Annotated in this window: 20 protein-coding genes and 1 other RNA gene; 5 read left to right on the top strand and 16 right to left on the bottom strand. The window is 54.5% G+C overall.

The genetic code is table 11. From position 1 onward, the window contains the following. Positions 1–31 precede the first annotated feature (31 nt). The 7 genes from gcvP to MRY16398_RS04590 form a co-directional block, all read right to left on the bottom strand. Entirely contained in the window at positions 32–2,905 is a 2,874-nt protein-coding gene (gene gcvP / locus MRY16398_RS04620; RefSeq protein WP_125123905.1) for an aminomethyl-transferring glycine dehydrogenase, read from the bottom strand. A 125-nt stretch (positions 2,906–3,030) separates the two neighbouring features. Further along, a complete protein-coding gene (gcvH, locus tag MRY16398_RS04615; protein ID WP_039077981.1) occupies positions 3,031–3,420 on the bottom strand; it encodes a glycine cleavage system protein GcvH in 390 nt (129 codons plus the stop codon). Positions 3,421–3,445: 25 nt separating this feature from the next. After that, on the bottom strand, positions 3,446–4,540 hold the full coding sequence (gcvT, locus tag MRY16398_RS04610) for a glycine cleavage system aminomethyltransferase GcvT (RefSeq protein WP_071196003.1): 1,095 nt from the start codon (positions 4,538–4,540) through the stop codon (positions 3,446–3,448). 421 nt (positions 4,541–4,961) lie between these two features. Continuing rightward, a complete protein-coding gene (gene ubiI, locus MRY16398_RS04605) occupies positions 4,962–6,164 on the bottom strand; it encodes an FAD-dependent 2-octaprenylphenol hydroxylase (RefSeq protein WP_039077983.1) in 1,203 nt (400 codons plus the stop codon). A gap of 18 nt (positions 6,165–6,182) precedes the next feature. Beyond that, positions 6,183–7,361 (bottom strand): 2-octaprenyl-6-methoxyphenyl hydroxylase, encoded by a 1,179-nt coding sequence (gene ubiH, locus MRY16398_RS04600; RefSeq protein WP_039077984.1) that lies wholly within the window; start codon positions 7,359–7,361, stop codon positions 6,183–6,185. Beyond that, complete coding sequence (gene pepP / locus MRY16398_RS04595; RefSeq protein ID WP_039077985.1) at positions 7,358–8,674, bottom strand: Xaa-Pro aminopeptidase; 1,317 nt, start codon at positions 8,672–8,674, stop codon at positions 7,358–7,360. The genes ubiH and pepP overlap by 4 nt, the downstream gene beginning before the upstream one ends. Positions 8,675–8,698: 24 nt before the next feature. Further along, positions 8,699–9,277 carry a YecA/YgfB family protein gene (locus MRY16398_RS04590; RefSeq protein ID WP_125123904.1) on the bottom strand — a complete coding sequence of 193 codons (579 nt, stop codon included), beginning with the start codon at positions 9,275–9,277 and terminating at the stop codon, positions 8,699–8,701. 223 nt (positions 9,278–9,500) lie between these two features. Between MRY16398_RS04590 and zapA the strand changes: the two genes are divergently transcribed. From zapA to MRY16398_RS04575, 3 genes are all read left to right on the top strand, one after another. Further along, positions 9,501–9,830 carry a cell division protein ZapA gene (gene zapA / locus MRY16398_RS04585; RefSeq protein ID WP_039077987.1) on the top strand — a complete coding sequence of 110 codons (330 nt, stop codon included), beginning with the start codon at positions 9,501–9,503 and terminating at the stop codon, positions 9,828–9,830. A 41-nt stretch (positions 9,831–9,871) separates the two neighbouring features. Next, positions 9,872–10,055, top strand: a non-coding RNA gene (gene ssrS, locus MRY16398_RS04580) — 6S RNA. Between the two features lie 19 nt (positions 10,056–10,074). Then, positions 10,075–10,671, top strand: coding sequence for a 5-formyltetrahydrofolate cyclo-ligase (locus MRY16398_RS04575; RefSeq protein ID WP_125123903.1), 597 nt, complete (start codon positions 10,075–10,077; stop codon positions 10,669–10,671). A gap of 84 nt (positions 10,672–10,755) precedes the next feature. Here MRY16398_RS04575 and serA read toward each other — a convergent pair whose 3' ends face one another. Then, positions 10,756–11,988, bottom strand: coding sequence for a phosphoglycerate dehydrogenase (gene serA / locus MRY16398_RS04570; RefSeq protein ID WP_125123902.1), 1,233 nt, complete (start codon positions 11,986–11,988; stop codon positions 10,756–10,758). A 264-nt stretch (positions 11,989–12,252) separates the two neighbouring features. Then, a complete protein-coding gene (rpiA, locus tag MRY16398_RS04565) occupies positions 12,253–12,912 on the bottom strand; it encodes a ribose-5-phosphate isomerase RpiA (RefSeq protein WP_039077990.1) in 660 nt (219 codons plus the stop codon). 174 nt (positions 12,913–13,086) lie between these two features. On the opposite strand from rpiA, the gene argP reads away from it, so the two are divergent. Then, positions 13,087–13,980: a DNA-binding transcriptional regulator ArgP gene (gene argP, locus MRY16398_RS04560; RefSeq protein ID WP_039077991.1), complete on the top strand. Its 894-nt coding sequence runs from the start codon at positions 13,087–13,089 to the stop codon at positions 13,978–13,980. Positions 13,981–14,084: 104 nt separating this feature from the next. On the opposite strand, the gene MRY16398_RS04555 is transcribed toward argP, so the two are convergent. The 7 genes from MRY16398_RS04555 to tkt all read right to left on the bottom strand — a co-directional run bounded on the left by MRY16398_RS04555 (position 14,085) and on the right by tkt (position 22,487). Further along, complete coding sequence (locus MRY16398_RS04555; protein WP_125123901.1) at positions 14,085–14,834, bottom strand: oxidative stress defense protein; 750 nt, start codon at positions 14,832–14,834, stop codon at positions 14,085–14,087. Between the two features lie 94 nt (positions 14,835–14,928). Then, positions 14,929–15,564, bottom strand: coding sequence for an arginine exporter ArgO (argO, locus tag MRY16398_RS04550; protein WP_125123900.1), 636 nt, complete (start codon positions 15,562–15,564; stop codon positions 14,929–14,931). A 139-nt stretch (positions 15,565–15,703) separates the two neighbouring features. Then, entirely contained in the window at positions 15,704–16,564 is an 861-nt protein-coding gene (locus MRY16398_RS04545; protein ID WP_108700652.1) for a small-conductance mechanosensitive channel MscS, read from the bottom strand. A 186-nt stretch (positions 16,565–16,750) separates the two neighbouring features. After that, on the bottom strand, positions 16,751–17,830 hold the full coding sequence (gene fbaA / locus MRY16398_RS04540; RefSeq protein ID WP_039078179.1) for a class II fructose-bisphosphate aldolase: 1,080 nt from the start codon (positions 17,828–17,830) through the stop codon (positions 16,751–16,753). Positions 17,831–17,928: 98 nt separating this feature from the next. Then, on the bottom strand, positions 17,929–19,092 hold the full coding sequence (pgk, locus tag MRY16398_RS04535; protein WP_039077995.1) for a phosphoglycerate kinase: 1,164 nt from the start codon (positions 19,090–19,092) through the stop codon (positions 17,929–17,931). A gap of 49 nt (positions 19,093–19,141) precedes the next feature. Beyond that, entirely contained in the window at positions 19,142–20,161 is a 1,020-nt protein-coding gene (gene epd / locus MRY16398_RS04530) for an erythrose-4-phosphate dehydrogenase (protein WP_071195998.1), read from the bottom strand. Between the two features lie 334 nt (positions 20,162–20,495). Further along, positions 20,496–22,487, bottom strand: coding sequence for a transketolase (gene tkt, locus MRY16398_RS04525; protein WP_071195997.1), 1,992 nt, complete (start codon positions 22,485–22,487; stop codon positions 20,496–20,498). A 281-nt stretch (positions 22,488–22,768) separates the two neighbouring features. On the opposite strand from tkt, the gene loiP reads away from it, so the two are divergent. Continuing rightward, positions 22,769–23,527, top strand: a complete 759-nt coding sequence (gene loiP, locus MRY16398_RS04520) for a metalloprotease LoiP (RefSeq protein WP_039077998.1) — start codon at positions 22,769–22,771, stop codon at positions 23,525–23,527. The last annotated feature ends 59 nt before the right edge of the window (positions 23,528–23,586 follow it).

The following is a 23,586-nucleotide window of genomic DNA, read 5'->3' as shown; positions in this document are numbered from 1 at the left end:
GTTCACCCGGCCTGTAGAAGCGTAGCGCTAATTACTGGTATTCGCTCATCGGCACGCAAGAGCAGAACAGGTTGCGGTCGCCGTAAACGTCATCAAGACGTTTTACCGTCGGCCAGTACTTGTTCGCTACACCCGCCGGGAAGACAGCCTGCTCGCGGGTATAACCGTGATGCCACTCCGCCACCAGCTCGTTCTGCGTATGTGGCGCATTCACCAGCGGGTTATCGGCAAGCGGCCATTCGCCTGCTTTTACGCGGTTGATCTCGCCACGAATGGCCAGCATCGCGTCAATAAAGCGATCCAGTTCCGCTTTGCTTTCTGACTCCGTCGGCTCAACCATCAGGGTACCCGCAACCGGGAAAGACATGGTCGGCGCATGGAAACCGTAGTCAATCAGGCGCTTCGCAATATCCATTTCACTGATACCGGTCTCTTCTTTCAGCGGGCGAATGTCGAGAATACATTCATGCGCCACGCGACCATCGCGACCCGTATAGAGAACCGGGAATGCCTCTTTCAGACGGCTGGCGATGTAGTTGGCATTCAGAATCGCCACCTGGCTTGCCTGTTTCAGCCCTTCGGCGCCCATCATGCGGATGTACATCCAGCTAATTGGCAGAATCGACGCGCTACCAAACGGGGCGGCAGATACCGCGCCCTGACGGGTCAGCATGCCTTCAATCTGCACCACGCTGTGGCCCGGTACGAACGGTGCCAGATGCGCTTTCACGCCAATCGGCCCCATACCCGGACCGCCACCGCCGTGCGGAATACAGAAGGTTTTATGCAGGTTGAGATGCGACACATCCGCACCGATAAAGCCCGGAGAGGTAATCCCCACCTGAGCATTCATGTTCGCGCCGTCGAGATAAACCTGCCCGCCAAATTGATGCACAATTTCGCACACTTCACGGATAGTCTCTTCGTAGACGCCGTGGGTGGACGGGTAGGTCACCATGATGCAAGAGAGATTTGCCGCATGTTGTTCCGCTTTCGCGCGCAGATCGGCCAGATCGATGTTGCCGTTTTTATCACAGGCCACCACCACCACCTGCATACCTGCCATCTGTGCGGATGCCGGGTTGGTACCGTGTGCAGAGCTTGGGATCAGACAGATATCGCGATGGCCTTCGTTGCGGCTCTCATGGTAGTGACGAATCGCCAACAGGCCCGCATATTCCCCCTGCGCGCCAGAGTTCGGCTGCATACAAAGGGCATCGTAACCCGTCAGTTTCACCAGCCAGTCGGAAAGCTGGTTGATCATGTGGTGGTAGCCTTCGGCTTGTTCTGCCGGGCAGAACGGATGCAGTTCGGCGAATTCAGGCCAGGTGATCGGAATCATTTCCGCTGCGGCGTTCAGCTTCATGGTGCAAGATCCCAGTGGGATCATCGCCTGATTGAGCGCCAGATCTTTGCGCTCCAGAGAGTGCATGTAACGCATCATCTCGGTTTCGCTGTGATAGCGATTAAAGACCGGGTGGCTCAGGATCGCATCATCACGCAGCATGGCGGCAGGCACAGAGCGGCTGTCGAGCGCCACGTCTTTATCCAGCACGTCAATGTCCAGTCCGTGCGCATCGCCCAGCACGACGGCAAAAAGTTTCTGCACATCTTCACGCGTGGTGGTTTCATCGAGCGTGATACCCACGGCATTCAGAATGTCGCTACGAAGGTTGATTTCAGCCGCTTGCGCACGCGCCAGCACGGCGGCTTTGTCGGCCACTTCCACGCACAGGGTGTCAAAGTAGTGCGCGTGACGCAGCTTAAGCCCTTTTTGCTGCAGGCCGGCCGCCAGAATATCGGCCAGACGATGGATACGGCTCGCAATACGTTTCAGGCCAACCGGACCGTGATACACCGCGTACAGGCTGGCGATGTTGGCCAGCAGTACCTGCGAAGTACAGATGTTGGAGTTCGCTTTTTCGCGACGGATATGCTGCTCGCGGGTCTGCATCGCCATACGCAGTGCGGTATTGCCCGCCGCGTCTTTGGAGACACCGATAATACGTCCCGGCATTGAGCGTTTGAATTCATCTTTTGCGGCAAAGAATGCCGCATGCGGGCCACCGTAGCCCATCGGCACACCGAAGCGCTGCGCAGAACCGAAGACAATGTCTGCCCCTTGTTTGCCCGGCGCGGTCAACAACACCAGCGCCATAAAATCGGCGGCTACGCTGACCATAATTTTACGGGCTTTCAACTCGGTAATCAGTGCGCTGTAGTCATGCACTTCGCCGGTCGTGCCCACCTGCTGCAACAGCACGCCAAACACATCCTGATGATCCAGCACCTTGCTGGCATCATCCACGATAACGTCAAAACCAAAGGTTTCGGCACGGGTGCGCACCACATCGAGCGTTTGCGGATGAATGTCGGCGGCAACAAAGAAACGGTTGGCATTTTTCAGTTTGCTGACGCGCTTTGCCATCGCCATTGCTTCGGCAGCGGCGGTAGCTTCATCCAGCAGAGAAGCCGAGGCCATGTCGAGGCCAGTCAGGTCGAGCGTCACCTGCTGGAAATTCAGTAAGGCTTCAAGGCGCCCTTGTGACACCTCCGGCTGATACGGCGTATAGGCAGTGTACCAGCCAGGGTTTTCGAGCATGTTACGCAGGATAACCGGCGGTAATTGCACGGCGGTATAACCCATGCCAATGTAAGACTTAAAGCGCTTGTTGCGACCAGCAATCGCTTTCAGCTCCGCCAGTGCGGCGTATTCGGTCGTGGCTTCACCCACCTGCGGCGGCGTGGCAAGCTGGATATCTTTCGGCACGATCTGGGCAATCAGTGCGTTTAACGAATCCGCGCCAACCGTTTTCAGCATCTCCTGCTGTTGCTGAGCATCCGGCCCAATGTGACGTTCAATGAAAGCGCCACGGTTTTCAAGCTGGCTTAAAGTCTGTGTCATGAGCGATGGTTCCTGAAACGTGCGGTGATTTTAAAATTGCCTCTTCGTCAGGAAGAGGTTTGGGGTGAAAGCGCTAATATTCCTTCACCCCGCCCCTCTCCCCGTGAGGGAGAGGGAGAAAACCGTTATTCGTCTTCGAGTAAGGCTTCGTAAGCGGTCGCATCCAGCAACGCAGCAACTTCCGATTCATCACTGGCTTTGATTTTGAAAATCCAGCCTTCGCCGTACGGCTCGCTGTTAACCTGCTCCGGCGCATCGCCCAGTGCCTCGTTAACAGCAACGATTTCGCCGCTAATCGGCGCATAAATATCGGAAGCCGCTTTCACGGATTCCGCGACGGCGCAATCATCACCTGCGGCAACGGTTGCGCCCACTTCGGGCAGATCAACAAACACCATGTCACCCAGCAGTTCCTGAGCATGTTCAGTGATACCGACGGTGTACGTGCCATCCGCTTCTTTACGCAGCCACTCGTGTTCTTTGCTGTATTTCAGTTCTGCAGGTACGTTGCTCATCACTAAATCTCCAAATAAGAATGAATCACGCGACGGCTTTGCCAGCGCGTACAAAAATAGGTTTCGTCACTTTTACCGGCATTTCACGATTACGGATCTGAACGATTGCCGTGTCGCCAATGCCCGCAGGCACACGCGCCAGTGCAATACTGTAGCCCAGCGTCGGCGAGAACGTACCGCTGGTAATCACGCCTTCTTGCGCGTTACCGTGGGTATCTGTGAACCGCACCGGCAATTCGTTACGCAGCACGCCTTTCTCGGTCATGATCAGACCGACTAATTGTTCGGTGCCTTTCTCGCGCTGTAATTCGAGCGCTTCGCGACCGATAAAATCACGGTCCGCCGGTTCCCAGGCAATGGTCCAGCCCATATTGGCGGCGAGCGGCGAAACGCCCTCGTCCATCTCCTGACCATACAAGTTCATGCCCGCTTCAAGGCGTAAAGTGTCGCGCGCGCCCAGGCCACAAGGCTTAACGCCCGCCTGCACCAGCTTCTGCCAGAAATCGGCTGCCTGTTCGTTCGGCAGCGCGATTTCATAACCCGCTTCGCCGGTATAGCCGGTGGTCGCGATAAACAGATCGCCGGCCTCAACGCCAAAGAAGGGCTTCATGCCTTCTACTGCCTGACGCTGTTCGTCAGTGAACAGGGTCGCGGCTTTAGCCTGCGCGTTTGGCCCCTGGACGGCAATCAACGACAAATCGTCACGGACGGTGATATCAATGGCGAAAGGTTCAGCGTGTTGGGTAATCCAGGAGAGGTCTTTTTCGCGGGTGGCGGAGTTTACAACGAGGCGGAAGAAGTCTTCGGTGAAATAGTAGACGATGAGGTCATCAATGACACCGCCCGACGCATTTAGCATGCCGGAATATAGCGCCTTGCCGGGTTTGGTGAGTTTCGCTACGTCATTTGCCAGCAGGTAGCGCAAGAATTCACGGGTTCGACTGCCACGCAAATCGACAATCGTCATGTGCGATACATCGAACATGCCCGCATCGGTACGCACCGCGTGGTGCTCATCGATTTGCGAGCCGTAATGCAGCGGCATCATCCAGCCATGGAAATCCACCATGCGTGCGCCGCACAGCGTGTGTTGTTCATACAAAGGAGTCTGCTGGGCCATCTTTTCCTCGTCGAATAAGCGGGGCTTTCACGTTTTCAGCGGTGAAAAAATCATCGCATGACAAGACGTCGACACCGATCCCGGTCGCCGACGCAAACGTTCACTTTCGCCTGAACTTATCACCGAAAGCGGCACTTAACCATAAGAGAAAATGGGTCATCACATTAGCTTATGACCATTTTTCACAAAAACCCCAACAGAATATTACACCAGGATTAAGCGTGAAATGGCGCATAAAGAATCACTCCCGCATAGCGGGTATCGCAAACAGCGATATTTACCACCACAAAAGAGATAATTTTCCCGACAGCAAAAAAACGAGAGATGAGAAAAACTAATCTGAAAAATGACGTGAAATTAGAATTTTTCAAATGAGGCAGGGTATCCCTTCCCGCGAGGGGGAAGGGAAAGTGTGACGCAGTTAACGCAACCACTGAGGGAGGTCATTCAGTCCCATCGCCTGACGCAATAACTGTGGTTTTACCCCAGGCAATCTGTCCGCCAGTTTCAGGCCAATGTCCCGGAACAGTTTTTTTGCCGGGTTGGTGCCGGAAAACAATTCCCGGAAACCCTGCATCCCGGCCAGCATCAGCGCGGCACTGTGTTTACGGCTGCGTTCGTAGCGGCGCAGATACATGTGCTGACCAATATCTTTGCCCTGAGCGTGCAGCCGCTTGAGTTCGCTCACCAGTTCTGCCGCGTCCATGAAGCCCAGGTTAACGCCCTGCCCGGCAAGAGGATGGATGGTGTGCGCCGCATCGCCCATCAATGCCAGACGATGCCCGGCAAAATGACGCGCGTAACGTCCGGTTAGCGGGTAGACCTGCCGCTCGCTTTCCACGTGACACAACCCCAGGCGATTATCAAACGCGACGCACAGCGCCTGGTTGAAGGCCTCTTCGTCTGCCTGCTGCATTTGCGCAGCCAGCTCAGGCGGCAGCGACCAGACGATTGAACACAAGTGCGGGTCGGCCAGCGGCAGAAACGCGAGGATGCTTTCATCGTGGAAAACCTGCCGCGCAATAGCCTGATGCGGCTCATCGGTACGGATGGTCGCCACCAGCGCATGATGGTTATAGTCCCAGAAGGTCAGTGGAATATCGGCTTTATTGCGTAACCATGAGTTAGCGCCATCGGCCCCGACGACCAGCCGGGCGGTTAACATATTGCCATCTTTGAGGGTAAGAAACGCTTCGTTCTCACCCCAGGCCACCTGTTGCAGTTCCGCCGGTGCCAGGATTGACACATCCGAACACTGCCGGGCTTTGTTCCACAACGCCTGATGAATGACGCTGTTTTCAATAATATGACCGAGATGGCTGTAACCCATACTCTGATCGTCAAAGGCAATGCGGCCAAAGCTGTCTTTATCCCACACTTCCATGCCGTGATAACAGCTGGCGCGATGGGCAATAATTGATGACCAGACGCCCAGGCGCGTCAGCAGTTTTTCGCTGGCGGCGTTGATCGCCGAGACACGCAGTTGTGCAGGGGCATCCTCTTTCAGGGGGACGGGCGCATGCTGTTCCAGCACCGCCACTCGCAGGCCACTGCCCTGTAATCCACAGGCCAGCGCCAGTCCCACCATGCCGCCGCCCACAATTGCCACATCAACATTTTGCACAAATAGCTCCTGAAGACCTTAACGCGCCACCCAGCCCAGAGTACGCTGCGCCAGCGCATCACGCGCCGGGGTAAATAATTCCATTGCCATCAAACCGACGTTACGTCCGACAACCAGCGGCGCCCAGCGATTAGCAAAAAGATGCACTAACCCATCTGTCACGCCAATCGTAGCGCACTTATCATCACGGCGACGATCGCGATAGCGTGTCAGCACGCCATAACCGCCAACATCCTGCTGCTGTGTCCAGGCATCGGCCAGCGTTTCGGCCAGGCTCATCACATCACGCATCCCCAGGTTAAAGCCCTGCCCGGCAATCGGGTGGAGCGTCTGCGCGGCATTTCCAACCAGCACAGTACGATGTGAAATAGGCGAGGAGGCGGTGGAGAGAGAAAGCGGATAAGCGTTACGGACTCCCGCCTGCATGATTCGGCCCAGCCGCCAGCCAAAGGCTTTTTGCAGCTCATGGCAGAAGGTCTCATCGCTCCAGTTCAGGATCTGTTCCTGTCTGTCGAGCGGGTGACACCACACCAGCGAGCAACGTCCGTGCGACATCGGCAGCATTGCCAGCGGGCCGTGAGCGGTAAAACGCTCAAACGCGCGCCCCTGATGCGCCACCGAGGTCGTGACGTTCGCAATCACCGCAACCTGCTGATAGGGCGCCTGTTGCCAGCTAATGCCACATTGCGCACCCAGCGCAGAGCGGGAGCCATCCGCGGCGACCAGCAGGGTTCCGTTGATCGTCTCCCCACTTTCCAGTGCGACCGCCACGCGGTCTTCATCCCTGGAGAAGAAGCTCACCCGTGCCGGACAATGGAGCGTCACGCCAGGCGCTTTTTTCAGAAGACTAAAAAGACGGGTACCGACATCGTGCAGTTCCACCACCTGGCCGAGCGCCTCAATGTGATAATCATCAGCATCAAGGGTCACGAAACCGGCGTGGCCGCGATCGCTGACATGCACGGTGGTAATCGGCGTGGCTTTCTCGACGATATGTGACCAGATTCCCACTCGCGCGAGCTGCTGGCACGTTCCCGCCGCCAGCGCGATAGCGCGCGCATCAAAGCCTGGGTGATCCTGAGAACTCGGTTCGGTCGCTTCGATCAGATGAACAGGAAGGCGACCACCGGTTAAATGCGAAATCGACAGCGCGAGCGTCGCGCCTGCCATACCGCCACCAACAATAATCACACTCATAAGCGACGCGCCGCTGCCATCAGCGCCTCGATGTCATCGGCTTTTTTGACGACGCTGGCGGTGAGGTTTTCATTACCGTTTTCGGTGATCACAATGTCATCTTCCACGCGAATGCCAATCCCCCGATAGGCTTCTGGTACGTCGGCATCAGGGGCGATATAGAGACCCGGCTCAACGGTCAGAACCATCCCCGGTTCAAGGATACGCGAGCGATCCTGACCATAGACGCCGACATCATGGACATCCAGCCCCAACCAGTGGCTCAGACCATGCATAAAGAAAGGGCGATGCGCATTCTCAGCAACCAGCGTGTCAACCTCGCCCTTAAGAATGCCCAGTTTCACCAGCCCGGTTACCATGATGCGCACCACTTCCCCGTTCACTTCCTGAATCGAGGTGCCGGGGCGGAACAGGCGCAGGGCCGTTTCCAGTGATTCCAGTACAATGTCATACACTTCACGCTGCGCCGGGCTGAACTTGCCGTTTACCGGAAAGGTACGGGTAATATCGCCGGCATACCCCATGTATTCGCAACCTGCGTCGATCAGCACCAGATCACCATCACGCATCACGCTTTCGTTTTCGGTGTAATGCAAAATACAGCCGTTCTCCCCGGCACCGACGATAGTGGTATAGGACGGAAAACGGGCGCCGTGACGGTTGAACTCGTGGTGGATTTCGCCTTCGAGCTGGTATTCAAACATCCCGGGTTTGCAGGTTTGCATGGCGCGGGTATGTGCCAGCGCCGAAATCTCCCCGGCGCGACGCATTACCTCAATTTCTTCGGCTGACTTGAACAGACGCATTTCATGCACGATGGGCCGCCAGTCGGTCACCGTGGCCGGGGCCGTGAGATTCTGTCGAGAGCCTTTACGCAGTTTATCCAGCGCGGCAAAGACAATCTCATCGGCATAAGCGTATTCGCCCTGGGCGTGATAGACCGCGTCCAGGCCGTTGAGCAATTGATAAAGATGTTTACCTATTTCCGGAAACGCCAGCGCCCTGTCCACACCCAGTTTTTCTGGCGCCGCTTCCTGCCCCAGACGTCGGCCAAACCAGATTTCCGCCGTCTTATCGCGGATCCGGTTAAACAGGACGCTGTGGTTATGGGTATCATCACTTTTAATCAGCACCAGTACCGCTTCCGGCTCATTAAAACCAGTGAAATACCAAAAGTCGCTGTTCTGACGATACGGGTATTCACTGTCGGCACTGCGGGTCGCTTCCGGCGCCGCGAAAATAAGCGCCGCGCTGGCTGGCGCCATTTGCGCCAGCAACGCCTGACGGCGTCGGAGAAACTCAAGCTGTGTCATGACATCTCCTTTGAGCGGAATAGATTAATGCAGGGTTGGCTTACGCACTTCGGGTGCCGTTGGCTGCGGGCGGGTAAATGTGTCATGGCACAGCAGCGCCGCAACGCGCACATATTCGATGATCTCTTCGAGCGACATCTCAAGCTCTTCCTGATCTTCATCTTCGTCATAACCGAGCAAAGCAATGTTACGCAGATCGTCAATCGCTTCACCGGTTTCGCCGGTCACTTTGTCGAGTTTCGGCTGCGTGACGCCAAGCCCCAGCAGGAAGTGGTTAACCCAGCCTGCCAGCGCATCGGCACGGTCAAACACGCTCACGTCGTCGCCGGTCGGCAGATAAAGCTGGAACAGGAAACCGTCATCTTCCAGTGAGTCGCTGGTGGCGGCATGCATACTGCGCAGCGCCTGAGCGAGCTCATGGCCGAATGCCAGCCCTTCGTTAGTCAGGTCATGCAACAGCGGCTGCCAGGAGCTGTCGTTGTTGCCGCCACAAAGCATCCCCGCGATAAGCCCGTGCATTTCCGCAGGAATCAGTCCAACACCTTGCTGATTGAGCAACTGGCCTACATCGTTGTAACCAGGTATTTCGTTCTGTATAGACATGCGCATTCATCGTCGTTGGGGAGAATATTCATGGTATGCTACCACTTTGGACCCTGGTGATATACCCGTCATGCTTCACGTTACATGCCTTTGCATGCGCTATGAGTGAATTAAGGTATAGCAAAGAGCTTGAATCCTCTCACCAGGGTGGCTATAGTGACGCCCCTTCGCAGCCAGGACTCGGGTGTGAAGGCAGAGCGCAGTCAAACAGCAGGAAGGTGGCATGTCTGCACAACCCGTCGATATCCAAATTTTTGGCCGTTCACTGCGAGTGAATTGCCCGCCTGAACAGAGAGATGCTCTGAATCAGGCCGCGGAGGATCTGAATCAGCGGTTGCAAGATCTGAAAGTTCGCACTAGAGTCACAAATACTGAGCAGTTAGTCTTTATCGCAGCGCTGAATATCAGCTATGAACTGACTCAGGAAAAGGCAAAAACCCGTGACTACGCATCCAGCATGGAACAGCGTATTCGGATGTTACAACAGACCATCGAACAGGCATTGCTTGATCAGGGTCGCATATCCGAAAGACCGGGGCCGAAGTTTGAATAACACTTCAAGGTTAACTATGGTAGAGTGACCGTGAAGAAAAAATTTCTCTGAGATGTTCGCAAGCGGGCCAGTCCCCTGAGCCGATATTTCATACCACAAGAATGTGGCGCTCCATGGTTGGTGAGCATGCTCGGTCCGTCCGAGAAGCCTTAAAACTATGACGACACATTCACCTTGAACCAAGGGTTCAAGGGTTACAGCCTGCGGCGGCATCTCGGAGATTCCCTTCTTTCTACCTGGTACCATGACACAACTTTCTGCTCTTCCCCCATCACGTCAGGAAATCCGTAAAATCATACGGCAGCGTCGTCGCGCCCTTACCGCCGGGCAACAGGAACACTTTTCGATTGCAGCGGCAGCGCGCATGATGGCGTATCCGCCAGTCGTGATGGCGCATACCGTCGCCCTTTTTCTCTCCTTCGATGGCGAGCTGGACACCCAACCGCTTATCGAACAGCTCTGGCGCAGCGGCAAACGCGTTTATCTGCCGGTTCTGCATCCGTTCAGCCCGGGCAATCTGCTGTTTTTGCAATACCATCCGCATAGCGAGCTGGTTATCAATCGTCTGAAAATTCAGGAACCGAAACTGGACGTGCGCGATGTCTTACCGCTTGCGCAGTTAGATGTCCTGATAACCCCGCTGGTTGCCTTTGACAGCCAGGGGCAACGGCTGGGAATGGGCGGGGGCTTTTACGACAGAACGCTGCAAAACTGGCAACAGTACGGGTTACAGCCGGTGGGTTATGCGCATGATTGTCAGCATGTTGATATGCTTCCTGTGGAAGAGTGGGATATTCCGCTCCCTGCGGTGGTGACGCCGTCGAGGTTGTGGAGTTGGTGAAACCACAGGGTGAGTGAGAACACATAAAAACGGCAACCCTCAGGTTGCCGTTTTGCATTTATCTCGCCATCCAGTACTGCAAAATCAGTACAGCAGGCGTGCGCGAATCGTGCCCGGGATCGCCTTCATGCTCTGCAGCGCTTTTTGCGCCACATCTTCTTCGGCTTCAATATCGATAACCACATAGCCCATATACGGCGTCGTTTGCAGATACTGAGCCGCGATGTTGATACCGTCGCCAGCAAAGATCTGGTTGATTGCGGTCAGCACGCCTGGACGGTTTTCGTGGATATGCAGCAGACGACGACCGCCGTGCAGCGGCAGCGACACTTCCGGGAAGTTAACGGCAGAGAGCGTTGAGCCGTTATCAGAGTACTTAATCAGTTTACCCGCTACTTCCAGACCGATGTTTTCCTGCGCTTCCTGAGTTGAACCGCCAATATGCGGCGTCAAAATCACATTATCGAATTCGCAAAGCGGTGAATTAAACGGATCGCTGTTGGTTGCAGGCTCAGTCGGGAACACGTCGATTGCCGCGCCCGCCAGGTGTTTACGTTTAAGCGCATCGCACAGCGCCGGAATATCAACAACCGTACCACGTGCGGCGTTGATCAGCAGTGATCCCGGCTTCATCAGCGCCAGCTCTTCCGCGCCCATCATGTTTTTGGTCGAGGCATTTTCCGGCACGTGCAGACTGATAACATCGCTCATATTGAGCAAATCGGACAGGTGCTGAACCTGGGTCGCGTTACCCAGCGGCAGTTTGCTTTCAATATCATAGAAATAAACGTGCATACCGAGTGACTCAGCCAGAATGCCAAGCTGGGTACCGATGTGGCCGTAGCCAATGATGCCCAATTTTTTACCGCGCGCTTCGTAAGAGCCCACGGCCAGTTTGTTCCAGATTCCGCGGTGCGCTTTGGCGTTCGCTTCCGGAATACCGCGCATCAGCAGTAACAGCTCGCCAATCACCAGTTCCGCCACGGAACGCGTGTTAGAGAACGGGGCGTTAAATACCGGGATACCGCGCTGTGCCGCCGCATCCAGATTGACCTGGTTGGTACCAATACAGAAACAACCAATCGCAACCAGTTTTTCAGCGGCGGCAATAACATCTTCGGTCAGGTTAGTACGGGATCGAATGCCAATGAAGTGGGCATCACGGATAGACTCTTTGAGCTGCTCACGGTCGAGCGCGCCTTTGTGATACTCGATGTTGGTGTAACCTGCTGCACGAAGGCTATCGAGTGCTTTCTGATGCACCCCTTCGACGAGCAGAAATTTAATCTTGTCTTTCTCCAGTGATACCTTTGCCATTTACCCGACCCTGTTTTTGTCATAACTGATGTTGTGTGGATATTCATCCGCTGTAGTCAACATATCAAAAAAAACTATTGCAGCAATATGAACGTTTGCGTCGGCCCTGTGAAGGAATGTCATACAGTGAGAAATGGCAGAGGAATATGCTGGAAATAGCCACAGAGGCGGGAGGATTATCAGGGCGAATCCAGAAGCGTGACAGATGTCACCAAATTTGCTCTTTGAGATTTTTTTCATGGGGGAACACGTCCCCCACACAGATCATTTTGTGATGGTTTTGACGCCATCGGCGCTGCCGATCAAAGCCACATCCGCGCCGCGGTTGGCAAACAAGCCCACGGTCACCACACCCGGAATGCCATTAATCGTATTTTCCAGCGCAACAGGATCGATAATCTCCAGACCAAAGACGTCGAGGATCACGTTGCCATTGTCGGTGACCACATTCTGGCGATATTCAGGGCGACCGCCCAGCTTCACCAGTTCACGCGCTACGGCGCTTCGTGCCATCGGGATCACTTCCACCGGTAGCGGGAATTTACCGAGGATCTCGACCTGTTTGGACGCATCGGCAATACAGATAAATTTATCGGCTACCGAGGCAATGATCTTTTCGCGCGTTAACGCGGCGCCGCCGCCTTTGATCATCTGCATCTGGCCGTTGATTTCATCCGCGCCATCAACATAAATTCCCAGACGATCGACTTCGTTCAGATCGAATACGGTGATACCCAGGCCTTTCAGTTTTTCTGTCGAGGCGTCGGAGCTGGAGACCGCCCCTTCAATCTGACCTTTCATGGTACCGAGCGCGTCAATAAAGTGCGCAGCGGTGGAGCCGGTACCAACACCTACGATAGTACCCGGTTCAACATATTTCAGCGCTGCCCAACCCACTGCTTTTTTTAATTCGTCCTGCGTCATCGTCGTTCGCCTGTGGTGAGAATGGTGTGGAATTCGAAGCGCATTATAGAACATGGAAGGGGGAAAAGTCCCTGTGAGCTGTGTCACATTACCAGCAGGTACATTTTCGTCTGTAAGAGACAAAAAATTATGTCATAGTGCTGAGTAATTATTTTGCAGGAGTATGTCAGTCAGATGAAACGTCCGGACTACAGAACGTTACAGGCGCTCGATGCGGTCATTCGGGAACGTGGGTTTGAGCGCGCCGCGCAGAAGCTGTGTATCACTCAGTCCGCCGTATCGCAGCGTATTAAACAGCTCGAAAATATGTTTGGTCAGCCTCTGCTGGTGCGCACCGTCCCACCGCGCCCCACTGAACAAGGGCAAAAATTGCTGGCGCTGCTGCGCCAGGTAGAACTGCTGGAAGAAGAGTGGCTGGGTGATGAGCAAACCGGCTCCACCCCACTCCTGCTGTCGCTGGCGGTGAACGCCGACAGTCTGGCAACATGGCTGCTGCCCGCGCTGGCGCCAGTACTGGCCGACTCGCCAATTCGTCTGAATTTACAGGTTGAAGACGAAACCCGCACTCAGGAGCGACTGCGTCGCGGCGAAGTGGTCGGTGCGGTAAGTATTCAGCCGCAGGCTCTGCCAAGTTGCCTCGTTGACCAGCTTGGCGCGCTTGATTACCTGTTTGTCGGTTCAAAAGCCTTTGCTGAACGTTATTTCCCGAATGGCGTAACCCGCTCGGCGTTACTTAAAGCGCCAGCCGTGGCGTTTGATCATCTCGACGATATGCATCAGGCCTTCTTACAGCAAAACTTCGACCTGCCGCCGGGCAGCGTACCCTGCCATATCGTTAACTCGTCGGAAGCATTTGTGCAACTGGCAAGGCAGGGAACGACCTGCTGTATGATCCCGCATCTGCAAATCGAAAGAGAGTTGAATGCCGGAGAGCTGATCGATCTGACGCCGGGTCTCTTCCAGCGCCGGATGCTGTTCTGGCATCGGTTTGCGCCAGAAAGCCGCATGATGCGCAACGTCACCGACGCACTGCTGGCGTACGGCCACAAGGTGCTAAGGCAAGATTAAAACATTGTCTTACCGGGGCGACATATCGTGCAAAATGTAGCCCCCGGTAAGCGTGGCGCATCGGGGATTTCCCAGACGCGGCCACATATCCCACTCATTTGAAATTACTGCGTTTTGTCCGTTGTTGCTGGCTGGTGAGTCTGGCTCTGCGTTGGCTCAAGCTGGAACACAACATCCACCTGATCGGCAAACTGAATGGTCGGCTGTTCATACGTTTCCTGTGCGGATACCGGCGCCGCATCTGCTTTCATCATGCGAACCATCGGGCTCGGCTGATAATTGGAAACGTGGTAACGCACGCTATACACCGGGCCAAGCTTCGCGTGGAAACCGGCTGCCAGTTGTTCGGCCTGATGAACCGCATCATCAATGGCGGCTTTACGCGCCTTATCCTTGTAAGAATCCGGTTGCGCAACACCCAGCGAAACGGAACGGATTTCATTCAGACCGGCTTTCAGCGCACCATCCAGCAGAGAATTGAGCTTCTCCAGATCGCGCAGGGTTACTTCCACCGTACGTACGGCGCGCCAGCCTTTCAGCACGCTTTTACCGTTTTGGTAATCGTAATCCGGCTGGGTGCGCAAGTTGGCGGCGTTGATGTCTTTCTTCACTACGCCATTCTTGTCGAGGAAGGAGAGATACTCGGCGACGCGGTCGTCTGCCTGTTTCTTGGCGGTTGCAGCATCTTTCGCCTGGATGTTCACTTCAATCGCCAGGGTGGCAATATCCGGCACTGCGTCCACGCTCGACGTACCCGAGGTAATAATGTGCGGGCCATCAGGCAGTTCACTTGCCTGTACCGACATGACACTCAGTCCCACTAATGCCGCCAGGGCCATCACTTTGAATTTCACGGTTGCTCCTCCATGTTGCTTATTACGTCCGTAACAAAACGGCACGCCAGGCAAAAGCTTAGCGGATACCGTTGGTTTGTCTATCAGACCAGACTTAGTTTAATAACGCCTGCATATGGGCCACGCCCTCTTTTGCCAGTTGCGCGGCAATAACCCACATTACCGCCCCGACGATCAGATTGATGATACGTTGCGCTTTTGCCGTACGCAGACGCGGGGCAAACCAGGCCGCCAGCATCGCCAGGCCAAAAAACCAGATAACAGACGCACTGATCGTCCCCATCGCAAACCAGCGCTTCGGCTCTGCCTCCAGTTGCCCGCCGAGACTGCCGAGTACAACAAAGGTATCCAGATAGACATGAGGATTAAGCCAGGTCACCGCCAGCATGGTCGCGATGATTTTCCAGCGTCCCTGCTTCATCGCTTCGGCGCTGGCAAGCTCGATATGACTGCCGAATGCGGTTTTCAGCGCGTCATAGCCATACCACAGCAAAAAAGCGACGCCGCCCCAGGTGACCAGCCCCAGCAGCCAGGGAGATTGCATTAACAAGGCGCTGCCGCCGAAGACCCCGGCGCAAATCAGCAGCAAGTCGCTCAGCGTACACAATAAAGCCGTCATGATGTGGTACTGGCGACGGATCCCCTGGTTCATGACAAAGGCATTTTGCGGCCCCAGGGGCAAAATCAACGCCGCACCCAATATAAGCCCTTGAAAATAATAGGTTATCACAATAGATTCTCACTCATCTTTTTCTGGATGCAGACTATAACGCGCGAGAATCATTAGCGGAAATTGAATATTTTAATGAGTAATAAGCGAAGCTAATAATAGAAAGCAATAAAAAGGCCGGCAGTGCCGACCTGATTCTTTACTCTTCGGCAGGCTCTTTTACCCGTTTGAAATTCACATCCATTTGCGGATAAGGGAAACTGATGCCGTGCTCATCAAAGCTGCGTTTCACTTTCTCCAGCACATCCCAGTAGACGTTTTGCAGATCGCTACTGTTACTCCAGACGCGTACCACAAAGTTGATGGAAGACGCCCCGAGTTCATTCAGACGCACCGTCATTTCACGGTCTTTCAGAATACGATCATCAGCCTGGATGATATCGGTCAGCAATTTCGTAACCAGATCGATATCGGAGTCGTACGCAACGCCAATAATAAATTCGTTACGACGTACCGGCTCGCGGGAAAAGTTGATAATGTTCCCGGCAATAATTTTACCGTTGGGAACCACGATTATGCGGCCATCGGCGCTGCGCAGCGTGGTGGAGAAAATCTGCACCTGCAGAACGGTACCGGCGACGCCCCCCAGATCTACATATTCCCCGGAACGGAACGGGCGGAATGTCACCAGCAGTACCCCGGCGGCCAGGTTTGAGAGTGACCCTTGTAGCGCCAGACCAATTGCCAGACCGGCGGCACCCAGTACAGCGATGACTGAGGCGGTTTGTACCCCCACGCGCCCCAGTGCGGCTATCAGGGTAAATGCAATGACGCCGTAGCGCACCAGCGCAGAGAGAAAATCGGCAACGGTGGCATCAATGTGCCGCGCCCGCATCAGTTTATTGACGGTGTTTGAAATCATGCGGGCAACGATCATACCCACAATAATGATGGCAATGGCGGCAACGATGTTAACAGCGTAACTCAGCAGTAACGCCTGATTGGTCACCAGCCAGGAGCCTGCGTCATTGATGCTATCGACGACGTGAAGATCTTCCATTCTTTGTTCCTTATGTTGATCCGTACGAGAACAATCCTTCCCGACGGTGGCGGACAGACACCTAAAGGGTAAACAATAAGGGACGATTTTGCCAAATGGATCACATTTAATGATGAGTGCAGGCTATTGAATCGGAAATAAAAAAGGCCCGCATAAGCGGGCCTGATTCAGGAAACAAGGCAAAAATTACAGAACGTCAACCGCGTTCAGTTCTTTGAAAGCCTGTTCCAGACGCGTGATCATAGAAGACTGCGCTGCACGCAGCCATACGCGCGGATCGTAGTATTTCTTGTTCGGCTGGTCTTCGCCTTTCGGGTTGCCCAGTTGACCTTGCAGATACGCTTCGTTGGCTTTGTAGTAGTTCAGAATACCTTCCCAGGTCGCCCATTGGGTGTCGGTATCGATGTTCATTTTGATAACGCCGTAGCTTACGGAGTCTTTGATTTCCTGAGCAGTAGAACCGGAACCGCCGTGGAATACGAAGTTCAGGGCGTTGTGCGGCAGGTTATGTTTCTTGCAAACATATTCCTGAGAGTCGCGCAGGATAGTCGGGGTCAGTTTCACGTTACCCGGTTTGTACACGCCATGCACGTTACCGAAGGAAGCGGCGATGGTGAAGCGCGGGCTGATTGCGTTCAGTTTGGTGTATGCGTAATCAACATCTTCCGGCTGAGTGTACAGTGCAGAAGCGTCCATGTGGCTGTTGTCCACGCCGTCTTCTTCGCCACCGGTGCAACCCAGTTCGATTTCCAGCGTCATGCCGATTTTGGACATGCGCGCCAGATATTTGGAGCAGATCTCGATGTTTTCTTCCAGGGACTCTTCAGACAGGTCGATCATGTGAGAAGAGAACAGCGGTTTGCCGGTAGCAGCAAAGTGTTTTTCACCCGCGTCCAGCAGGCCGTCGATCCACGGCAGCAGTTTCTTGGCGCAGTGGTCAGTGTGCAGAATAACCGGAACACCGTAGTGCTCTGCCATCTGGTGTACGTGATGCGCACCAGAGATCGCACCCAGGATAGCAGCACCCTGAGGAATGTCGGTTTTCACGCCTTTACCCGCGATGAATGCAGCACCACCGTTGGAGAATTGAACGATAACCGGTGCTTTCACTTTCGCAGCGGTTTCCAGAACGGCGTTAATGGAATCGGTGCCCACGCAGTTAACTGCTGGCAGCGCAAAGTTATTTTCTTTCGCTACCTGGAACACTTTCTGTACGTCATCACCGGTAATGACGCCCGGTTTTACGAAATCAAAAATTTTAGACATGTTTTCGAGTCCTGTATCTGTATCTTCGACCGTTGGAAAAAAGTTCGCGAGCATGATGCGCGCTGAAAATTGGGCAGGTTTCCCTGCCCATTGAATACTTACTTCTTAGCGCGCTCTTCGAGCATTGCGACTGCCGGCAGCACTTTGCCTTCCACGAACTCGAGGAACGCACCGCCACCAGTGGAGATGTAGGAGATTTTGTCAGCGATACCGAACAGGTCGATAGCCGCCAGAGTGTCGCCGCCGCCTGCGATGGAGAACGCTTCGCTGTCAGCGATGGCGTTAGCAACGATTTCAGTACCTTTGCGGAAGTTCGGGAATTCGAACACGCCAACCGGGCCGTTCCACAGAATGGTTTTCGCGTTTTTCAGGATATCAGCCAGTTTCTGCGCAGAAACATCGCCCAGGTCCAGAATCTGCTCTTCGTCTTTGATGTCAGAAACAGATTTCAGGGTAGCGGTCGCGGTTTCGGAGAACTCAGTAGCAACACGAACATCTGTCGGAACCGGAATATCGCAGGTGCCCAGCAGGCGTTTTGCTTCGTCAACCAGGTCAGCTTCGTACAGGGATTTACCCACGTTGTGGCCCTGAGCAGCAACGAAGGTGTTGGCGATGCCGCCACCGACGATCAGCTGGTCAGCGATTTTTGACAGGGAGTCCAGAACGGTCAGTTTAGTGGAAACTTTAGAACCACCAACGATAGCGACCATCGGGCGAGCAGGTTCTTTCAGTGCTTTACCCAGCGCTTCCAGTTCGTCAGCCAGCAGCGGGCCTGCGCACGCAACATCTGCGAATTTACCGATACCGTGAGTTGAAGCCTGTGCACGGTGAGCAGTACCGAAAGCGTCCATCACAAATACGTCGCACAGTGCAGCATATTTTTTGGACAGCGCTTCGTCGTCTTTCTTCTCGCCTTTGTTGAAGCGAACGTTTTCCAGAACAACCAGTTCACCTGCAGCAACTTCAACGCCATCCAGGTAGTCTTTAACCAGACGTACCGGGTTGGACAGTTTGTCTTTCAGGTAATTAACAACCGGCAGCAGAGAGTACTCTTCGTTGTACTCGCCTTCGGTCGGACGACCCAGATGGGAGGTAACCATCACTTTCGCGCCTTGTTTCAGCGCCAGCTCGATGGTCGGCAGAGAAGCACGGATACGCGCATCGCTGGTCACTTTGCCATCTTTAACCGGTACGTTCAGATCCGCACGGATGAAAACGCGTTTACCTGCCAAATCCAGATCGGTCATCTTAATTACAGACATGGTGAATCCTCTCAATGATTCATAAAGTTTTGCGAACGCAATGTGCGCCCTACCTGAAACCTTTTGCGGCCATCTCTAACGTCGTGTCGAGCATTCGGTTAGCAAAGCCCCATTCGTTATCGCACCATACCAGGGTTTTAATAAGGTGCGCGCCACTGACCCGTGTTTGCGTGCCATCAACAATGGCACTGTGCGGATCATGGTTAAAATCTGTTGAGACCAACGGTAATTCCGTATAGTCAACTATACCATGAAATGTTCCCTGTGCTGCTTTTTGCAGCAAGGCATTGACTTCACACGCTTTTACCGGATTTTTCACCGTCACGCTCAGGTCGATGGCCGTCACATTTATGGTTGGTACGCGTACCGCAATCGCCTCAAACCGGTCATAAAATTGCGGGAAAATACGGGTGATACCCGCCGCCAGTTTCGTGTCCACAGGAATAATAGACTGGCTGGCTGCACGCGTACGGCGTAAATCAGGATGATAGGCGTCAATCACCTGCTGATCGTGCATTGCGGAATGGATCGTGGTGACAGTACCCGATTCAATTCCCCAGGCGTCGTCAAGAAGCTTAATAATCGGAATAATGCAGTTCGTGGTGCAGGAGGCGTTGGACACAATACGATCGTCAGGTTTTAAGGCATCCTGGTTGACGCCAAAAACGACCGTCGCGTCGAGATCGTTACCGCCGGGATGCGAGAACAACACTTTCTTCGCCCCCGCCGCCAGATGCGCTTCGCCATCGGCACGGCTGCCAAACACGCCAGTGCAATCGAGCACTACATCAACGCCCAGCTCACGCCAGGGAAGCGCGGCAATATCGCGCTGGTGAAGAATACGAATCGCGTCTTCACCGACAAACAGCTGCTCGCGCTCCTGATGTACATCCCATGCGAAACGCCCGTGGCTGGTGTCATATTTCAATAAATGGGCCATGCCTGCCGCATCTGCCAGTTCATTGATTGCCACCACGGTGACTTCCGCCCGACGCCCGGATTCATACAAAGCACGAACCACGTTGCGCCCGATGCGACCGAAGCCATTAATCGCTATGCGTACGCTCATAGATCTCCTGCAAGGTTACCCAATTTGAGATGGCTCACAGAGTAATGCAGCAACCTTTACAGGGGAACCTCGCCTGTCACAAACTGCGTTTGATTGATTAATTGTCGAACATTTAAGCGACTGAAACGCTTCAGCTAGAATAAGCGAAACACAGAATAAAAGGAATCCATGTCCAGCCCTGGCGACCATTTATCTGACTTGCGTCACATTTTTTGCGGGAATACATCGAGGTAAAAAACAAAACGGTAACCTGTCGGTTACCGTTTTAGTATCCGTCCCCTCTCCCACCGGAAAAGGGGCAGAGTGAGGGCATCAGCCCTCAATCCAATAGCAATTACAGCAGCGCTTTCGCTTTAGCGATCACGTTGTCTACGGTAAAGCCGAACTCTTCAAACAGCAGCTCTGCCGGTGCAGATTCACCGAAGGTGGTCATCCCGACGATAGCGCCGTTCAGGCCCACATATTTGAACCAGTAGTCAGCGATACCCGCTTCAATTGCCACGCGTGCAGAAACAGCTTTCGGCAGTACGGATTCACGGTAGGCCGCATCCTGTTTGTCGAACGCGTCGGTGGACGGCATGGAAACCACGCGCGCCTTCACGCCTTCGGCAGTCAGTTTTTCCCATGCAGCAACCGCCAGTTCAACCTCAGAACCGGTGGCGATGAAGATAAGCTCTGGCTGACCAGCGCAATCTTTCAGCACGTAACCACCACGGGCCACGTTTGCCAGTTGCTCAGCGGTACGCTCCTGCTGCGCCAGGTTCTGACGGGACAGAATCAGCGCGGTCGGGCCATCGGCACGCTCAACGCCGTATTTCCATGCCACCGCAGATTCCACCTGGTCACACGGACGCCATGTGCTCATGTTCGGGGTTACGCGAAGGCTTGCCACCTGCTCAACCGGCTGGTGAGTCGGGCCATCTTCGCCCAGACCGATAGAGTCGTGGGTGTAGACCATCACCTGGCGCTGTTTCATCAGGGCCGCCATACGCACCGCGTTGCGGGCATATTCCACAAACATCAGGAAGGTGGAGGTGTACGGCAGGAAACCGCCGTGCAGGGAGATACCGTTAGCGATAGCGGTCATACCGAACTCGCGCACGCCGTAGTGGATGTAGTTACCGGCAGTATCTTCGTTAATCGCTTTAGAGCCAGACCAGATGGTCAGGTTAGAAGGCGCGAGATCTGCGGAGCCGCCGAGGAACTCAGGCAGCAGCGGGCCGAAGGCTTCAATCGCATTCTGGGACGCTTTACGGCTGGCGATTTTGGACGGGTTCGCCTGCAGCTTCGCGATGAATTCGTTGGCTTTTGCGTCGAAATCAGACGGCAGCTCACCGCTCATACGGCGAGTGAACTCTGCGGCTTCCTGCGGGAAGGCTTTGGCGTAGGCTGCGAACTTCTCGTTCCAGGCGGATTCTTTCGCCTGACCTGCTTCTTTTGCATCCCACTGAGCATAGATTTCAGACGGGATTTCAAATGCCGGGTGTTTCCAGCCCAGCGCTTCGCGGGTCAGTGCGATTTCCGCGTCGCCCAGCGGCGCGCCGTGGGAGTCGTGAGTACCCTGTTTGTTCGGCGAACCGAAGCCGATGATGGTTTTGCACATCAGCAGGGACGGTTTGTCGGTGACTGCACGCGCTTCTTCTACTGCACGTTTGATGGAGTCAGCGTTATGACCGTCAACACCACGTACTACGTGCCAGCCATAGGCTTCAAAGCGTGCGGCGGTATCATCGGTAAACCAGCCTTCAACGTGGCCGTCAATGGAGATACCGTTGTCGTCGTAGAACGCAACCAGTTTGCCCAGTTTCAGGGTACCGGCCAGGGAGCATACCTCGTGAGAGATACCTTCCATCATGCAGCCGTCGCCCATGAACGCGTAAGTGAAGTGGTCAACAATGTCATGGCCCGGACGGTTAAACTGCGCCGCCAGGGTTTTCTCCGCAATCGCCATGCCCACAGCGTTGGCAATGCCCTGACCCAGCGGGCCGGTGGTGGTTTCCACACCTGCGGTGTAACCCACTTCCGGGTGACCCGGGGTTTTTGAATGCAGTTGACGGAAGTTTTTCAGCTCGTCAATCGGCAGGTCGTAACCGGTGAGGTGCAGCAGGCTGTAAATCAGCATTGAACCGTGGCCGTTGGACAGCACGAAACGGTCGCGGTCAGCCCATGCCGGGTTCTGCGGGTTATGGTTCAGGAAATCACGCCACAGGACTTCGGCGATGTCAGCCATACCCATCGGGGCACCCGGGTGACCGGATTTGGCTTTCTGTACCGCGTCCATGCTCAGCGCACGAATGGCATTGGCAAGCTCTTTACGTGAGGACATTTTGACTCCAGATCGGACTGTTAAAGGCCATGCCCGGAACGACTTGACTACAGCGCGTTATGGGCTACGCCGGAAAAAAGTGCCAACAATGTAACCCAAGCGGCAAGTCATGTACATGGAGCATCCTTTTGAGGATTAAGAAATCTCTGGAAGGTGCATGGTCGTTGCGCAATGGACTCGCCCCGTAATCCTTCTATTCTTTATACTTGTGCAACTGCACCGGCTCGTTTGTGCGCGGCGCATTATCAGAATTATGAATTAACCTGCGTGGAAGATAAGAGATGAAAATTCGCCCGGCTTTGCTTGCTCTGACAACAGCGACCCTGTTGGCAGGTTGCCAGAATATGGACTCCAACGGTTTTATGACCTCCGGTGCAGAAGCTTTTCAGGCCTACACATTGAGCGACGCTCAGGTTAAAAGCCTGAGTGACGAAGCCTGTAAGCAGATGGACAGTAAAGCAACGATAGCCCCTGCGGGCAGTCAGTATAATCAGAGACTTAGCAAGATTGCCGCCGCGCTGGGCGATAATATCAACGGCCAGCCGGTGAACTACAAGGTTTACGTAGCAAAAGATGTTAACGCCTTTGCCATGGCGAATGGCTGTATCCGTGTTTATAGCGGTCTGATGGATATGATGAATGACAACGAGGTCGAGGCGGTAATTGGTCATGAAATGGGCCACGTTGCGCTTGGTCACGTGAAGAAAGGCATGCAGGTGGCGCTTGGCACCAATGCCGTGCGTGCCGCGGCCGCATCGGCGGGCGGCGTCGTAGGCAATTTATCGCAATCTCAGTTGGGTGACCTGGGCGAGAAACTGGTGAATTCGCAGTTCTCACAGCGTCAGGAGTCCGAAGCGGACGATTATTCCTATGATCTGTTGCGCAAACGTGGAATTAGCCCGATTGGGCTGGCCACCAGCTTCGAAAAATTAGCAAAACTCGAAGAGGGTCGCCAGAGTTCTATGTTTGACGATCACCCGGCCTCGGCTGAACGTGCGCAACATATCCGCGATCGCCTGGCGGCGGACGGTATTAAGTAATTTGACATATAACATCCCCGGTGGCGCTGCGCTTACCGGGGCTACGAGTTACGCGCGTC

Origin of the sequence: Phytobacter sp. MRY16-398 (assembly GCF_003925915.1) — a bacterium.
Lineage (GTDB): Bacteria > Pseudomonadota > Gammaproteobacteria > Enterobacterales > Enterobacteriaceae > Phytobacter > Phytobacter diazotrophicus.
The sequence above is the reverse complement of the archived record's forward strand: the minus strand, read 5'-3'. Positions and strand labels throughout refer to the sequence as shown.

Excerpts from the sequence above, each read along its gene's own strand:
- MRY16398_RS04575 (WP_125123903.1), top strand. The coding sequence starts at position 10,075 with ATGACACAACTTTCTGCTCTTCCCCCATCACGTCAGGAAATCCGTAAA.
- loiP (WP_039077998.1), top strand. The coding sequence starts at position 22,769 with ATGAAAATTCGCCCGGCTTTGCTTGCTCTGACAACAGCGACCCTGTTG.
- tkt (WP_071195997.1), bottom strand. The coding sequence starts at position 22,487 with ATGTCCTCACGTAAAGAGCTTGCCAATGCCATTCGTGCGCTGAGCATG.
- epd (WP_071195998.1), bottom strand. The coding sequence starts at position 20,161 with ATGAGCGTACGCATAGCGATTAATGGCTTCGGTCGCATCGGGCGCAAC.
- gcvH (WP_039077981.1), bottom strand. The coding sequence starts at position 3,420 with ATGAGCAACGTACCTGCAGAACTGAAATACAGCAAAGAACACGAGTGG.
- pgk (WP_039077995.1), bottom strand. The coding sequence starts at position 19,092 with ATGTCTGTAATTAAGATGACCGATCTGGATTTGGCAGGTAAACGCGTT.
- fbaA (WP_039078179.1), bottom strand. The coding sequence starts at position 17,830 with ATGTCTAAAATTTTTGATTTCGTAAAACCGGGCGTCATTACCGGTGAT.
- ubiH (WP_039077984.1), bottom strand. The coding sequence starts at position 7,361 with ATGAGTGTGATTATTGTTGGTGGCGGTATGGCAGGCGCGACGCTCGCG.
- MRY16398_RS04545 (WP_108700652.1), bottom strand. The coding sequence starts at position 16,564 with ATGGAAGATCTTCACGTCGTCGATAGCATCAATGACGCAGGCTCCTGG.
- MRY16398_RS04590 (WP_125123904.1), bottom strand. The coding sequence starts at position 9,277 with ATGTCTATACAGAACGAAATACCTGGTTACAACGATGTAGGCCAGTTG.
- argP (WP_039077991.1), top strand. The coding sequence starts at position 13,087 with ATGAAACGTCCGGACTACAGAACGTTACAGGCGCTCGATGCGGTCATT.
- pepP (WP_039077985.1), bottom strand. The coding sequence starts at position 8,674 with ATGACACAGCTTGAGTTTCTCCGACGCCGTCAGGCGTTGCTGGCGCAA.
- gcvP (WP_125123905.1), bottom strand. The coding sequence starts at position 2,905 with ATGACACAGACTTTAAGCCAGCTTGAAAACCGTGGCGCTTTCATTGAA.
- rpiA (WP_039077990.1), bottom strand. The coding sequence starts at position 12,912 with ATGACGCAGGACGAATTAAAAAAAGCAGTGGGTTGGGCAGCGCTGAAA.
- zapA (WP_039077987.1), top strand. The coding sequence starts at position 9,501 with ATGTCTGCACAACCCGTCGATATCCAAATTTTTGGCCGTTCACTGCGA.
- serA (WP_125123902.1), bottom strand. The coding sequence starts at position 11,988 with ATGGCAAAGGTATCACTGGAGAAAGACAAGATTAAATTTCTGCTCGTC.
- gcvT (WP_071196003.1), bottom strand. The coding sequence starts at position 4,540 with ATGGCCCAGCAGACTCCTTTGTATGAACAACACACGCTGTGCGGCGCA.